This window comes from Acidobacteriota bacterium, assembly GCA_018268895.1.
In the GTDB taxonomy this organism is placed as follows: Bacteria; Acidobacteriota; Terriglobia; order Terriglobales; family Acidobacteriaceae; genus Edaphobacter.
In genome coordinates this window covers 1,581,371-1,595,481 of the sequence record JAFDVP010000001.1, presented here as the reverse complement: position 1 = coordinate 1,595,481, position 14,111 = coordinate 1,581,371, and the positions used below count along the sequence as shown (strand labels likewise).

Annotated in this window: 12 protein-coding genes; 3 read left to right on the top strand and 9 right to left on the bottom strand. The window is 52.7% G+C overall.

Features of this window, described 5'->3' with window-relative positions:
• Window positions 1-474: 474 nt before the first annotated feature.
• Entirely contained in the window at window positions 475-1,284 is an 810-nt protein-coding gene (locus JSS95_06805) for a bacteriocin family protein (protein MBS1799521.1), read from the bottom strand.
• Window positions 1,277-2,344 carry a Dyp-type peroxidase gene (locus JSS95_06800; protein ID MBS1799520.1) on the bottom strand — a complete coding sequence of 356 codons (1,068 nt, stop codon included), beginning with the start codon at window positions 2,342-2,344 and terminating at the stop codon, window positions 1,277-1,279. The genes JSS95_06805 and JSS95_06800 overlap by 8 nt, the downstream gene beginning before the upstream one ends.
• 95 nt (window positions 2,345-2,439) lie before the next feature.
• On the opposite strand from JSS95_06800, the gene JSS95_06795 reads away from it, so the two are divergent.
• Both JSS95_06795 and JSS95_06790 read left to right on the top strand, forming a co-directional pair.
• A complete protein-coding gene (locus tag JSS95_06795) occupies window positions 2,440-2,667 on the top strand; it encodes a DUF2945 domain-containing protein (GenBank protein ID MBS1799519.1) in 228 nt (75 codons plus the stop codon).
• Window positions 2,668-2,789: 122 nt separating this feature from the next.
• Window positions 2,790-3,158: a DUF488 domain-containing protein gene (locus tag JSS95_06790; protein ID MBS1799518.1), complete on the top strand. Its 369-nt coding sequence runs from the start codon at window positions 2,790-2,792 to the stop codon at window positions 3,156-3,158.
• Between the two features lie 53 nt (window positions 3,159-3,211).
• Here JSS95_06790 and JSS95_06785 read toward each other — a convergent pair whose 3' ends face one another.
• From JSS95_06785 to JSS95_06755, 7 genes are all read right to left on the bottom strand, one after another.
• Window positions 3,212-4,126 carry a universal stress protein gene (locus JSS95_06785; GenBank protein ID MBS1799517.1) on the bottom strand — a complete coding sequence of 305 codons (915 nt, stop codon included), beginning with the start codon at window positions 4,124-4,126 and terminating at the stop codon, window positions 3,212-3,214.
• A 46-nt stretch (window positions 4,127-4,172) separates the two neighbouring features.
• A complete protein-coding gene (locus tag JSS95_06780) occupies window positions 4,173-5,582 on the bottom strand; it encodes a TolC family protein (GenBank protein ID MBS1799516.1) in 1,410 nt (469 codons plus the stop codon).
• 1 nt (window position 5,583) lies between these two features.
• Entirely contained in the window at window positions 5,584-8,760 is a 3,177-nt protein-coding gene (locus tag JSS95_06775; protein MBS1799515.1) for an efflux RND transporter permease subunit, read from the bottom strand.
• A complete protein-coding gene (locus JSS95_06770) occupies window positions 8,760-9,992 on the bottom strand; it encodes an efflux RND transporter periplasmic adaptor subunit (GenBank protein ID MBS1799514.1) in 1,233 nt (410 codons plus the stop codon). The genes JSS95_06775 and JSS95_06770 overlap by 1 nt, the downstream gene beginning before the upstream one ends.
• A gap of 100 nt (window positions 9,993-10,092) precedes the next feature.
• Window positions 10,093-10,479: a hypothetical protein gene (locus JSS95_06765; GenBank protein ID MBS1799513.1), complete on the bottom strand. Its 387-nt coding sequence runs from the start codon at window positions 10,477-10,479 to the stop codon at window positions 10,093-10,095.
• A 138-nt stretch (window positions 10,480-10,617) separates the two neighbouring features.
• Window positions 10,618-11,937 (bottom strand): Gfo/Idh/MocA family oxidoreductase, encoded by a 1,320-nt coding sequence (locus JSS95_06760; protein ID MBS1799512.1) that lies wholly within the window; start codon window positions 11,935-11,937, stop codon window positions 10,618-10,620.
• A 10-nt stretch (window positions 11,938-11,947) separates the two neighbouring features.
• Entirely contained in the window at window positions 11,948-12,874 is a 927-nt protein-coding gene (locus JSS95_06755) for a carbohydrate kinase family protein (protein MBS1799511.1), read from the bottom strand.
• 159 nt (window positions 12,875-13,033) lie between these two features.
• On the opposite strand from JSS95_06755, the gene JSS95_06750 reads away from it, so the two are divergent.
• Window positions 13,034-14,098, top strand: coding sequence for an amidohydrolase family protein (locus JSS95_06750; GenBank protein MBS1799510.1), 1,065 nt, complete (start codon window positions 13,034-13,036; stop codon window positions 14,096-14,098).
• Window positions 14,099-14,111 lie beyond the last annotated feature (13 nt).

Here is a 14,111-nt window from a genome sequence, read left to right as displayed (position 1 = left end):
GGGAGATCATGCCTTATGGATGAGCGTGCAGTTCGATTACCTAAGTGAGCAGCCACGGCAGAGGTCGCGGGTTCGAGCCCCGTCCGTTCCCGCCGTAGATTCTAAAAGACTTAGAAGCTATGGCGACCTCTACAGTGACAAGCAATTCAGGACACAATAGGGCACACTAAGCGAATTTCGCTTCTGTGGTGCCCATCGGGGACGGCCTAGCCGATGCCTCTGCTTTGCATACACCCAAAACCTGATGCCAGATGGATTCGGTGACACAAATCTCCAAGTTCTCGAAGTCAATGTCCTCCCAGCGCAGGGCCAGGAGTTCACCGACGCGCAAGCCAGTCACGTTCTAATCTCTCGGCGAACACGTAACGAGAGCGGCGATGCAGCCCAAGCCTCTGGGTCTGCATCGCCATTTTTTTTGAACGCCCCTTCGGCTTAGGCCGCTCGTTGTGCATGCGAAGCCGGCGTGGCCTCCCACTACGATTTGTGCGAAGCGGTGATTGCTACTGAGGCTTCGCTGGTAAGTACACGGAAGACAAATGTCTCCTGAAGGTACAGATTCACAGATGAATCGCTATGGCTGAGGTAGCCGATCGATACATCCTGTCCGATGTTGAGCTGGAAATCGCCTCCCCGTGTCGTCATCACAAACGCTCCTTCGATTGCCGGCGCCCAGATCAGATTGCCATCAACGATACGTTTGACATGCTCCAGAACCGGATAACCGTGATCGCGGGTTTCGGCGAGTGCCGTATACTCATCGGCGCCAAGCACGACGGAGTATGGACCGTTTACGCCAACGAGCCGTAGTTGGCTCAAAGCATGTGCGATGGCATCGGGATAATCGCGCACATCAGCAGGGAGTGTCTCTATGGGGTTACTGGTGCATTCCCGAATGCCCTGAATACCCGCTTCCCGAAATCCATTGAAGATTGCTCGATCTTCTGCAAACGCAAGCTTCTTTGCTGCCTCCTTCGCTGGCTGCCAATCGGAATCGTTCGATCCACGCTCCACATCGTCGATTGCCTGTCGCGATAACTCAAAAGGCACACGCAATTCGACGAGGGGCTTGATCTCGCGCTGGTTTGCAATGATGCCTTCGACAGACGCAGGGATCAATTTCAGATGACCGGTCCCAATCCCAGAGAGGGCCGTACCACCCGATGAAGGGACGTCGACAACTCGCCGGCCAGCAAGGTATCTCTTGATTGTCCGTTTGGTCTCTTCCTCAATCTGGACCCATGCTGCATCTGAAATTGGTGCAAGTTCTCGACGCAGGTTATTCATCGTTTTCTCCTTTAAGTGATCCTATTTTGAGTGAGGTCTCCCCTATGTCGGAGACCGCGGGCGCCTTCGGTGAAGGTGGGGTGGCGGATGCAATAGAAGCGGGGTCGCCTGTATCGATGTTGTCGAGAAACGCTGCAGAAGGCGCAAAAAACAGGCTGCCGGTAACTGCCTGGGTGAAATCAAGAAGACGATCGTAGTTGCCAGGAGGATTACCGACGAACATGTTTTGCAACATGGTTTCCGTGATACGCGGAGTGCGGCAATAGCCGATAAAATACGTCCCGAATTCACCATGTCCCGGCCGGCCGAAGGGCATGTTATCTCTCAGAATCTGAGCTTCTTTCCCATCTTCGACGATCGTTGTCAGTGCATTGTGGGCAAATGCAGGCTTTTCGGCGCTGCTTAGCTCGATATCCGAAAGCTTCTTGCGACCTATGATGCGCTCCTGTGTCTCCACTGGGAGAGCGTTCCATCCCTTCATGTCATGGAGGTACTTCTGGACGATGACATAACTTCCACCCGCAAATGCCGGGTCTTCATCGCCGACGATGGCAGCCTGATGTGCGGCTTCCGCTCGCGGGTTTTCCGTACCGTCGACGAACCCCAGGAGGTCGCGATCATCGAAGTAACGAAAACCATGAACCTCATCGGCAACTGTAACCATATCCCCAAGAGCATCCATAATCTGGGTAGCCAATTCAAAGCAGAGGTCAGGCAGTTTGGCGCGAATGTGAAACAGAATGTCACCCTGAGTAGAAACTGCATGTCGGCCACCTGAGCGGATCTCACGAAAGGGATGAAGTTCGGCGGGGCGTGGTGAGCCGAAGAGAGCATCCCAGGAATCGGAGCCAAATCCGACAACGCATGTGAGTCCAGCTTCAACGTTCCGAAATTCGACGGCACGCACAAGACCTGCAAGGTCCGTGAAGAAGGAGCGCAGCGCAGGATAATTGGCCCGATCGGGTGGGATCGATAGAACGAGGAAGATGGCCGAGCGCGTCAGAGGGCTAACCACAGGCTGAGGTTGAACTGCTTCGTTTAATGCTTTTGAGATGTTCATCGATCAGTTTTCCTGCATCTATGACATATGATGACACGCATCAGAGTTATGGGGCACGCCTACCGTTGTATCCGAAACATCTGAAAGGAGTAAAGGTGGCAAAGGTGTTCAAAGTTGGTGATCATGTTTGTTGGAATTCGGAGGCAGGCTTTGTGTCGGGAACCATTATCGCGATTCACACTGCCGATTTTAACTATAAGGGGTATGTGCATCATGCCTCGAAGACAGACCCACAATATGAGATCAAAAGCGATAAGACGGATCACATTGCCGCCCACAAGGGCGGTGCTCTTAAGTTGCTTGTATCGCGCTCGGGGCAGTGAAAGCGGACGCGGGCGATACGACTTGTTGTACCGTCTCGCGAGTTCGCCGGTCTAATAGTTGCCACCCTGGGGTGTGTTTTAGAGGGTCTTAAAGCGGAGCTGACGTTTGAACTGGAGGCAAAATGAGTAAGTCATCGTTTCCAGCGTCGCATCTTCGGTTGAAGCGCGCTTATGAACCGGCGTCGCCGGGCGACGGTGTGCGTATTCTTATCGATCGACTCTGGCCCCGTGGACTGAGTAAAGAGCGAGCCGCTCTTGACGATTGGATGAAGAGCATTGCCCCGAGTACCGAATTGCGAAAATGGTTCGGTCATGATCCAACGCGCTGGCTGGAGTTTCAACGGCGCTACAAAGTCGAGCTTGAACAACACAAAGAAGCGCTTGGACAGATTCGCGATTTGGCGAAAACGAAGACTGTAACGCTTGTTTATGGCGCCCATGACCAGGAACATAACGATGCAGTGGTTTTGAAAGATGTGCTTTTGCAATGAACAGATAGGGCTGTCGCGTCCTACAGGCGGGTCTATGGCGTACGCCACTTGAGTTACCTAGTCTCAAGGGGGTAAACCGACCCAAAAGGGGATGTAACGACAGGACAACTTGCTTCAATAATGATAGGGAAAACGCCTGACGTATGATTCTGCATACCAAGGTGACGATTTCGGCGGAGTCCCAGAACCAGTAAATCAATCTGTCTGCTTTTAACATGAGCGAGAATCTGGGAGTCTGTAGAGCCTTCGCTGATAAATGTATGTGGTTGGCATACGTTCGTGGCCTCGGATGGAATGATCTTCCCGACAGCTCCATAGAAATACTCTTGAAGTCGACTTATCTGTTCCGGACGATCGACTTCATGCGAATGCAGGACATGGAGGACATCGAGTTCCGCTGAGAAGGAGTTGGCCAGCGCGATAGCAAGCGAGGCTGCGTGCGCGGACTCAGCGGAGCAGTCGGTTGCGTAGAGTATTCTTCCGATCGTTAGATTTTCATTGGCGAGTTGGCTGACCCTGGGCCCAACAATAAAGGCCGGACCGCTTGAATGGCGCAGAATCCCTTCAGATGTCGAGCCGAGCAAAAGGCGGTCAATTGACCCGCCGCCATGTGTGCCCGTAACGATCAGAGCCGAACGCCTCAGTTGTGCGAAGGCGGGAATGACCTCCTGGGGGTCTCCCTCAACTAGAACTGCTTCTGTTTCTCCCTTGCCGCCTTTCAGAGATTGCGCAGCGAGCAGTAAATCCTGATTCAAGACGATGCGTTGATGGCTCTCCTTCTGCTTCTCCATTTCCACTTCCAGTGCAGCCTGATGGAGGGTAAACGCATGAACCACGACGAGCTGTGCTCGGAAGTGTATGGATAGCGCAGATGCATAGCAGCCTGCATTTTGAGATGCAGGTGAGAAGTCTGTTGCAAAAACGATTGATTGGAATTCAAAGATCGAATCTGTTGAGTTTTCAGCCATCGCAATCCCTCGGAATGAAGTTAGCGGAACGAAACAGGCCATATTGTTATGGCCGCACGCCAGTCTGGAAGCGGATTGCAGCGATTGCAAATTTGTATTGAGCCACGGCATTTGCATTTCCAATCGCGGCTTCTATCTGCTGGAGTTCTGCCTGACTTAGCTCGACGATGGAACTGAGTCCCAGATCATATCGTGTTTTCGCTAGTTCCATCGCTGTGTTTGTTTGAGCGAGCAGCTCAGTCGTAACGGTTACCTTCTGGAGTGAAGTGTTTGCATTGAGCCACGCGGTTCGCACGTCCCGCACAACCTGATTGTGAAGCAAACGAGTCTGCTCTACTGCTGCCTGCGCTTGTAGCGACGCTTGCGCGGCCTGTGCGGTAAATCGAAATCCATTGAAAATTGGGATATTGATGTTCCCACCGATGGCGCCATACCAGTCGCCGGTGAAGTACTGAGGAGAGCCGACTGGAGTGGCGCCAACAACGCCGAGCGCGCTGATGGTGGGGAGCAATAATCTGTGTTGTGCTGCGCTAAACTTTTGCGCAGCCTGCTCTGCGTATTTCAAAGACTGGAGGTCCGGGCGGTTCTGGATTGCTTCAGCAATGAGCACGTCTGGATTGGATGCGAGTGGTGGCAGAGCGCCTATATCGTCAACGAGCGTAACATCGATAAGCGTGCCGTATCCAAGCACTGCACTAAATGCGGCCCTAGATGCATCCAGTTCATTCTGGGCATTGAGAAGAAGCAGTTTTGCCTGCGATAGATTGACCTTGGCAAAGCTGAGATCCAGTTCGGATCTCAGCTTTGATGATGTGAGTGCGCTTACCTGATCAACTAAGGCCTGCCGCGCCGCGACGGTTTGCATCGCGACTTTTACCGTCTCCTGCGCCTCAATGACCTGATAGAACACCTGATCGGTTGCAAGGACGATATCCTCGCGGCTCGCTTCCGCGTCAGATGTCCGTGCTTTCTCCATTAATTTTGAAGAAGCTACAAGGTTGGGGGTTCTACCGAAGTCGGTAATGAGTTGATTCATCTGGACACCCATTCCGGCATGCTCCAGTAATCGTGAGGCCGTTAGTGGCGCACTAGATATTCTGCTGCCGTCATTGGCTGCGACCGCAGTGAGGCTCCCGGACATATTAGGCAATTCATCGGCCTGTCTTTCTCGAACGGCTTGATGTTGTACTCTTGCAAGAAGCTGCGCTAACTGGATACGTGGGTTGTTGGCCAGAGCAATCTTTTCGGCATCCTCGCGAGTTAATGGCTTGGGTGCGACCTCGGGCGGCCTGGCAGAAGTTGTCGGGAATGGTGTAGGAGTGGTCTGTTGTGCCGTTTGGGAGAACAGAGCTTCCGGAGCATTAGGCAATGGAACGGACGTGTTTTGCGCCAGCACCGGCTTGCTGATAAATAAAACAATGGCGCATAGCAGATTCAATGTGAAATGTTGCTTCATCTCAAGCCTCGCCTTGACTCACAAGCTGGTCATCATTCCGGTGGATAAGCAGATATGCCGTTGGCACAAGAAAAATAGTGACGACCACTGAGACGGTTAGTCCTCCCAGGATGGCTCGGGCCAGTGGGGCATACTGTTCGCTTCCCGGTTCCAGCGCGAGCGCCATCGGAATCATGCCCAGGATGGTTGCCAGGCTTGTCATCAAGATGGGACGTAAACGCGCTTTGCAGGATTCAATCAGCGCTTCGCGTATCGACTTGCCTTGCTTGCGCAAAGTACCTGTGAATTCGACGATCAGAATGCTGTTTGAAACTGCGATTCCCGCGGTCATCACAAGGCCCATCAAGGACATGACGTTCAAGGTCGAGCCAGTAGCCCAAAGAAAGATAAGCGCTCCGGAGATGCCCGGAGGTATGGCCAGCAGGATAATAAACGGGTCAGAAAATGAAGCAAATTGTGCCATCAGGATGAGATAAACAAGAACAACCGCGAGAAGAAGGCCAATGCCAAAGCTGGTAAAGGATTCCTGCATATCGCGAATCGTTCCGCGAATGTTGACTGTAATTCCACCCGGTTTGTCCATCCGATCAACAATGGATTGAACCTGCTTCTCGACGGCGTTGAGACTTTCTGACTTTGGCATGACGTAGATATCAATCACTCGCCGAAGTTGATAGTGGTCCACTTCAGTTGGCGTGTTAATCTCCTTAACGCTTGCCACCGATTGCAGCGGAGTTGTATGCAGACCGTTGGGAGAGCGCAGTGGGATTTGTCGAAAATCTGTAAGAGTCTGGATCTGATTTTCCGGGTACTGCACGGTCAGCATGTAACTGTTGCCGCTCTTAGGATCGACCCAGAAACTCGGTGCGATCATGCCGTCCGACGTCAGGGCGGTGATTACATTGCCTACGACATCCTTAGGGGTAATTCCTAGAAGAGCCGTCTGTGGCCTGTTGATATTCAATTCCAGTCCGGGGTAGTCGAGGTCTTGCGGTACGAGCACATCGTTGACTGAGGATAGCTGCCTGATCTGTGCCGCAGCGCTTTTCGCGAGAGCATAAGCTTCCTTCAAATCCCGTCCACCTATTTGAATATCGATTGGCGCCGGCTTTCCCTGATTGACGACAGAATCGACAAGTCCACCAGCCTGGAAGTATGCAGACACATCTGGAAAGTCAGCGGCCAGTTTCTCGCGTACCTTCTGCATGTAGGCGTAACTTCCCGTTTTATGGTCCTCCTTCAGGCTGACCTGGATAAAAGCCGTGTGCATGCCGGAGTTGGATGTATAAATAGCGGACAGATCGGGTGTGATGCCGATATTAGAGACGATCATATTCAAATCTTCCGGTGATACCACGCTGCGAATGTCCTGTTCCATCTTTGAGACATAGTCGTCGGTCACTTCGATTCGCGTGCCGGCTGGCACTTTTACATTCACAACGAATTGACCGGGGTCGGTTCGCGGAAAGAAGGCCTTCCCCAGGATTGGGTATGCTGCGAAGCTAATCAAAACAGCGAGGCTAATAAGAGCCGTGACCATGCCGGCATTGTGAAGTGCTGCATTGACTTTAGAGATGTACCAGCCCTCGAGTCTGCGGAATACTAGATTGAATTTGTCCACGATGACTCGGAAGAAGCGGATGTTTCGTTGATTGGGGGCAGCATCCTGGATCTGTTTTTCCGACGGCACGTGTCCTACATGACTTGGGTCGATTGTGATGAACAACGAGCAAAAGAGGGGTACTACAGTCATGGCTACGAAGTACGACGCGAAGAGAGCGATAACGACTGCCAGGGCCAGCGCCGTGAAAAGGTACTTGCTAACACCGTAGAGCATGAGAACGGGAAAGAAGACAATGCTGGTGCTGACGGTCGCAGCCAGCACAGCGAGCTGTACCTCCGCGCCGCCCTTGATCGAAGCTTCGGTAGGAGACTCTCCCATCTCCATATGGCGGAAGATGTTTTCGAGCACCACAACCGAGTTATCGATGAGGCGAGACAGTGCAAGCGCAAGTCCGCCGAGCACCATCGTGTTGATCGAGCTTCCATCAAAATTGAGACCTAGAAAGGTGGCCAGGACCGAGATGGGGATGGATATCAGGACTGCAATCGTTGCGCGCACGTTTCCGAGAAAGAGAAGGATCATCAACGCAGTGAGAGCGAGACCTATGGTCCCTTCGTTGATTACGTTCTTCACGGCGATCTTTACAAACGCAGATTGATCGAATACTACGTCTGTCTTCAAGACGGAGGGTATGTCGAGCAATTCACTGACAGCTTTCTTTACGCCGTTGACAATCGTGATGGTGTTGGAATTTCCACCTTGTTTGAGCACCGGGATGTAGACGGAGTGCTGGCCGTCTACGCGAACGATGTTGGTTTGTAATTGGCCTCCGTCAACTGCCTTGCCGATATCGGCGACCATGACTGAAGCGTTGCCAACTGTCTTCAGAGGGAGATCGTTGATTTGATCTACCACTGGTACCTGACTGTTGGCGTAGATGTTGTAGTCCTTCATGCCGATGCGCACATCGCCCGCCGGAAGGATGAGGTTCGACTTGTTCAACGAATCGACTACATCCATGACGCTCATCTGGTGAGCTTCGAGTTTGATCGGATCGACGTAGACCATGATCTGGCGGTAGCGCCCGCCATAGGGTTGCGGAACGGATGCTCCGGGAACATTGGCTACCTGATTGCGCACAGTGAACTGTGCCAGGTCCTTCAATTGTGTTTGGTTCAGGCCCTGGCCCTTCAGTGTGATGAGACATACGGGAAGATTGGCGGCATCGAACTTCAGAACGACCGGCGGAAGAGTGCCCGGCGGCAACCGCCTCAGGTTGGCCATCGCAAGGTTAGAGATATTGCTGACTGCTGCGTTTGCATCTGTACCGGGCTGAAAGTAAATCTTGATAAGGCTTACGCCGGGCAAAGAGCGCGATTCAATGTGGTCGATGCCGCTACCCAGCGTGAAGAACCGCTCATAGCTGTTGGTGATATCAGATTCGATTTGCTGTGGAGGCATTCCCGCATAGAACGTCGCCACGACGACGACTGGAATGTTGACGCCGGGAAACAGATCGACCGGCATGCTTGTTACTGCTGTGATGCCGACCACCATCACAAACAGACACATCATCAGGATGAAAAACGGATACTTAATTGCGAAGGAGGACATTACGATGCTCCTCCTTCGCCTGGCATGCTGATGGTGCTTTGCTTCGGAACGACAAGTTGTCCAGGCCGATAATTCGCCTGCGCCGAGACAATGACCAACTGCCGCTCTTGAAGGCCGTGGGTAATCTGTACCCACTCCGGGCCTTGAATTCCCAGCACGATAGGAATCTTCTCCACTCGATTGGCTGCGTTTACAGCCAACACATAGGAGCTACCGTCGGCCGCTTTGGCGATTGCACCTGCCGGTACACTGAGGGCGTCTTTTTGCTCCTGAAGGACGATTGTCACTTCTGCCGTCATGCCGGTGCTGAGTGCCTGATCAGTGTTTGGAACATCAACCTCCGCGAGCATGGTTCGTGTGGACGAGTTGAGTTCGCGTGTAAATCGAATGATCTTTCCTTCAATCTGCTTTCCTGTCGATTGCAGCAGGATCGTAACATTGCCGCCAATCCTGATGAAGGGAACGTCCACCTCGGGTATGGGCATGCGAAGGCGAAGGAGATCGCTTTGTGCCACTCGCACGACGGGCATCGATTGGGTATTGGAGGCGGTGCCGGCCTGGATTAGCGAGCCGACATCGGCATAACGCATCGTAACGACGCCATTGAAGGGCGCGGTTACAACGGAGTAGTCCTTAAGCGATTGCACCCGCTGGCCCTCTGCCTGAGAGATGCCAAGCTGCTCTTTTGCCGCATCGAGGGTGGATTTTGCAACACCAATTCGGGCTTCTGCATCCTGGTCCTTTGCACGGGCATCATCCAGTTCCTGTTCGGCTATCAATCCCGGCCGTTGTTTTGATGCTTCGTACAGGCGGGTAAATGCTGCATGCAGCGCAACATGATTGGCCTGGGCCAGGTTGACATTGTTCTGCGCGCGTGCGATCTCTGACTGGCTATGACGTACCTGTGCCTGGGCAGCCACTACCTGCGCGCTCAGTTCCGGCACTTCGAGCGTTGCAATGATCTGCCCTTGCCTGACCCGATCGCCAATGTCGACGTTGATCTTGCGAATGTATCCCGAAACCTTTGCATGCAGTTCAACCTCTTGATACGGCTGAAACTCGCCCGCCACGGTCAAAGTGTTTGAGATATCCCTTCGCTGGACCTGGCTCACAGAAGCGGTCGGCGGCGCGGTTGCCACTACACGTTGCACCTGGCAGCCGGTGAAGATAAAACACAGGAACGGAACCGAGGCAGCGATCCGCAGTGCAATCGACACAGATCGTGTCAGCATAGTATGCACACCTATCGTGAATTGAAATATTTTGGGAATGCTGATGTTCCAATGCAGTCAAAACCCTAAAAATGGGCTTGCAAACACATGGAACGGTGGCCTAAATGGTAGGGAGGTAGGCAGGCGGTGGGCGGAACGAGAAGAAGGTTAGAACTGATACTTGTCCGCCGGGGGAGAAGTCGATCTCTGCAAACCAAATTAGAGGAATGAGAGCCAGACTGATCAACGCCGTTACCAGAATAATGAGGCAGGGAAGAGAGAGCGATGGCTGGAGGGGAACTCGATTGATTTCAACAGCCTGCGCACCAGATGCTTTCTCCTTCTGGGAGAGGAGTTTGGCATGAGGGATGGAACTGTGTAGTTTTTCAGACTGCCTATAAAGTGAAAGCTTATATTGTGTGCCCCACCCGAACACAGCGATCGCCAGCATAAGGATGGCAAACGCTGCTATGAACGAGGTGCGACTTGAGCCTTCATGCTTCATCATGCAGTTACAGGAGCGATCGCATCGGCGATTCACCTGACATAGTACTGAGTATCTAATAGATCATCAGATTCTGCAATCGATGGCAGCTATACACAGCCGACCCCTGTTTTCCAAATGCAGAGGTCGACTGTGCGCAGGTTATTGACCTACAGGGGAATCCTTACGGTTTTTGCCTGCTCCTGGAAGGAACTCCGGGAAGTTTTGCGGCGAACTGCCTTGCGCAATGCTGTTGATGCTGAGCGGTCCTACGCTCGACCAGAAAGCGGCATCGTAAACATCCATATCGGGAGCTTCGCCATTGCGAAACCGTTCCAGCAGGCGATAGAGCATGATGAAATCCATGCCTCCGTGGCCGCCCAGTTTCTTGGCGATATCTCCCATCTTGCTCCAGAGAGGATGTTCGAAGGATTTGAAGCCGTCGAGCGTCGTCCATGCCTCCCCGCCGGGCTGACCGTCGAAGTAGATGCGCGGCGGATAATCCATAAAAAGGCCTTTTGTGCCGGCGACCGTGTTTACGCGGCTATATACCATGGGGTTTGAAGTGTCGTGCTTTACCGTGATCGTGCGCCCCTTCGCCGTTTTAATCAGCGATATGTTGAAGTCTCCTTCTTTGTAGCGTTCGCTCCACTTTGGGTCGCCAGCGGGAACATGCTCTTTGCGATATTCGCTGAATCCTCGCTCGATGGTGCTCATGGAGACGATGTAGCCGAATGAATCGCCACGGTTGATGCCCATATAGTTGGCAACAGGCCCTAGACCGTGGGTGGGGTACAGGTTGCCGTTGCGAAGCGTATGTTCCTTGCGTCGCCACAGGCCTTCACCGGCGTTGCTGAAGAGCTCCTGGCGAAGATCGTGCAGATAAGCTCCTTCGCCCCATAGCAGATCGCCAAACTTGCCCTGCTGGGCCATGCGGAGAATGAGAGTTTCGTTATACCCATAGCAACAGTTCTCAAGCATTGTGCAATGGCGGCGTGTCTTTTCGCTGGTATGAACGATCTGCCAGCACTCTTCGAGCGTTCTTACGCCCGGAACTTCAATGCAGGCATGTTTTCCATGCTCCATCGCGGCAACTGCCATGGGCGCATGCCAAATCCAAGGAGTCGCAATAATAACCAGATCGACATCGTCGCGTTGAACTAGCCGTTCGTAATCGTGGTCACCGCGCGTGTAAAGCTCCGGAGACGGCTGGTTGGCGGCGGTGATAAGCTTCTGTGCTCGTGTAGCGTGATCTTCTGCGATATCGCAGATTGCGACAACCTTCCCATCGGCCGCAAGAACATTTTTAAGCAGTGATGTGCCGCGGCCACCGACACCAATAAAGGCAATTCGCGGGTCTTTGCGCTCGTAAGGAACATCAGCCATGGACTGGGAAGCTGCCGCTGCCTTGGCAGGTGTTGCCGTTGCCTGTGCCAGGCTTGCGGCGGTTCCTGCAAGAAACTCCCTGCGATTGATCGTCATTTTGGTTCTCCTATAGAGATTTTGAAAGAAACGATTGCATGAACTCACGGTCTCGAAACGCCTCTGTACCCCCTGAGCGAAGTGTGGACAGGGCCGCAGCGGTATTTCCCACTGCAACACAGTCTTCGAGATTTTGACCTTTTACAAACTGTGAGAGAAAACCCGCGTTGAAACTGTCTCCGGCGCCTATGGTATCCACAGGGGAGACGGCAAGCGGTGGAATCTCGAGAAGGAGGCTGGACGTTTTAAGCAGCGCACCTTGTGCCCCGCACTTCACAACAACGATCGGGACCTGCTCGTTTAGCCAGGCCACAGCTTCCTGAAGATTGTCCTTGCGGGACATCTTTTTAGCTTCTTCTTCATTGGGAAGCAGTATGTCTACGCAAGGGAGCATTGCTCGAAACTGGTCTCCCCACGTGTCATCGGGATCATCGTTGGTATCGAGGGAGACTGTCAATCCACGACGTCGAAGCTCTCTACAGAGAGCGGGAAGGGTGCGTTGCAGGTTCTTCTGCAGAAAAAAGGACGAGATATGAAAGTGTTTCGAATCGGAGAGATAGTCGATATTCAGGTCGGCAACAGTCATCTCCGCCATAGTGCCGAGATAGGTGAGAATGTGCCTGCTTGTGCCGTGATGCAGAAGTATGGTTACTCCTGTTTGTGTGGCTCCACTATTCCGGACACAACAGCGAGTGTCTACGCCGATCTCTAGCAGTCTTTGCAGTGCGATCTCGCCCAGATCGTCTGTACCGAGTTTCCCGATGAACCCTACCTGTGAGTCCAGGGCTGCGAGGTTGTGGGCAACGATTGCAGCAGAACCTCCCAGCGTCATCTGAAAATCGCTGGCGATGATCTCGCGTTCGACCGGCATGCCCCGGTCGACACCATAGAGAATTAGATCGAGATTGATATCGCCTGCAATGGTTACATCAAACACAGGATCTCCGCCCCCAGATGATTCTCTGGAATATTAACATAAAAGATAATTAAAGTAATAAAAAGTAATTACTGAGTGTCGATATAGGAGAGAATCAATTGTGAGGGATTACTTCATCTTTCGCATATCTACCTTTTCGTTCGGAAGGAATTGAGCACTATGCCAGGGCAGCAGCATTCAGGCGACAAGTTTGTCGATATGGTCAGTGCAACTGCAGAGGTCGACCTGCGTTTGAGCGATTTCCATCCGGTGTCTTCCCTCGCATCGAGTGGCCATTCCATATCCCGCTCGAAATTCCCAGCCATCGACTATCACAACCATCTCGACTCCACCGATCCGCATGAGGTTTTGAAGATTATGGATGCCTGTGGCGTCCAGCATATTGTGAACATTACGATGCAGGTGGGCGATGTTGCCTGCGAGATTATGGATCGCTTCCACAATGCGGCGAAGGGCCGTTTCTCATCCATTGGCTGGATGGATTGGACCGGGGTGAATGAAAAGAATTTTGTACAGGTGACGATCGAACGCCTTAAGCGGCTCATCGATCACGGAGCCTGTGCAATAAAGTTCTGGAAAGACTTCGGACTCACGTTGAAAGACGTCGATGGAAATCTTTTGCGCATTGATGATGATCGGTTTGCCCCCATCTTCCATGCGTGCGGTGAACTCGGTCTGCCCGTGATGTTCCACACGGCCGATCCCACTGCTTTTTTCCGGCCGATTGATGCGAACAATGAACGATATGAGGAACTGGCGGCGCACCCTGATTGGGGTTTCAGCGACTCGCCCGTTCCGAAGCGCGAACTTCTGGAGCAGCGCAACCGTGTGATTGCGCGACATTCCAATGTTGCATTTGTGGGGGCGCACTGCGCCGAAAGCGGCGAAGATCTCGCATTTCTCGCAGAGCAACTCGATGCGTTGCCGAATCTATCCATTGACATCAGCGCGAGGACGCCTGAGCTTGGCCGCCAGCCCTATACTGCGCGCAAATTGTTTCTAAAATACTCCGATCGGATTCTCTTCGGCACCGACCTTCTGCCCTCTGAAGAGATGTATCGTCAGTATTTTCGTTTTCTTGAGACGGACGATGAGTATTTCGAATATCCCTCCCATGCGTCACGACAGGGAAGGTGGAATATCTATGGAATCAATCTTCCAGACGATGTGCTCCAGAAGGTCTATAGAGATAACGCCCTTAAATTAATGCCGCATCTGCCCTGACGGCTCCACATTG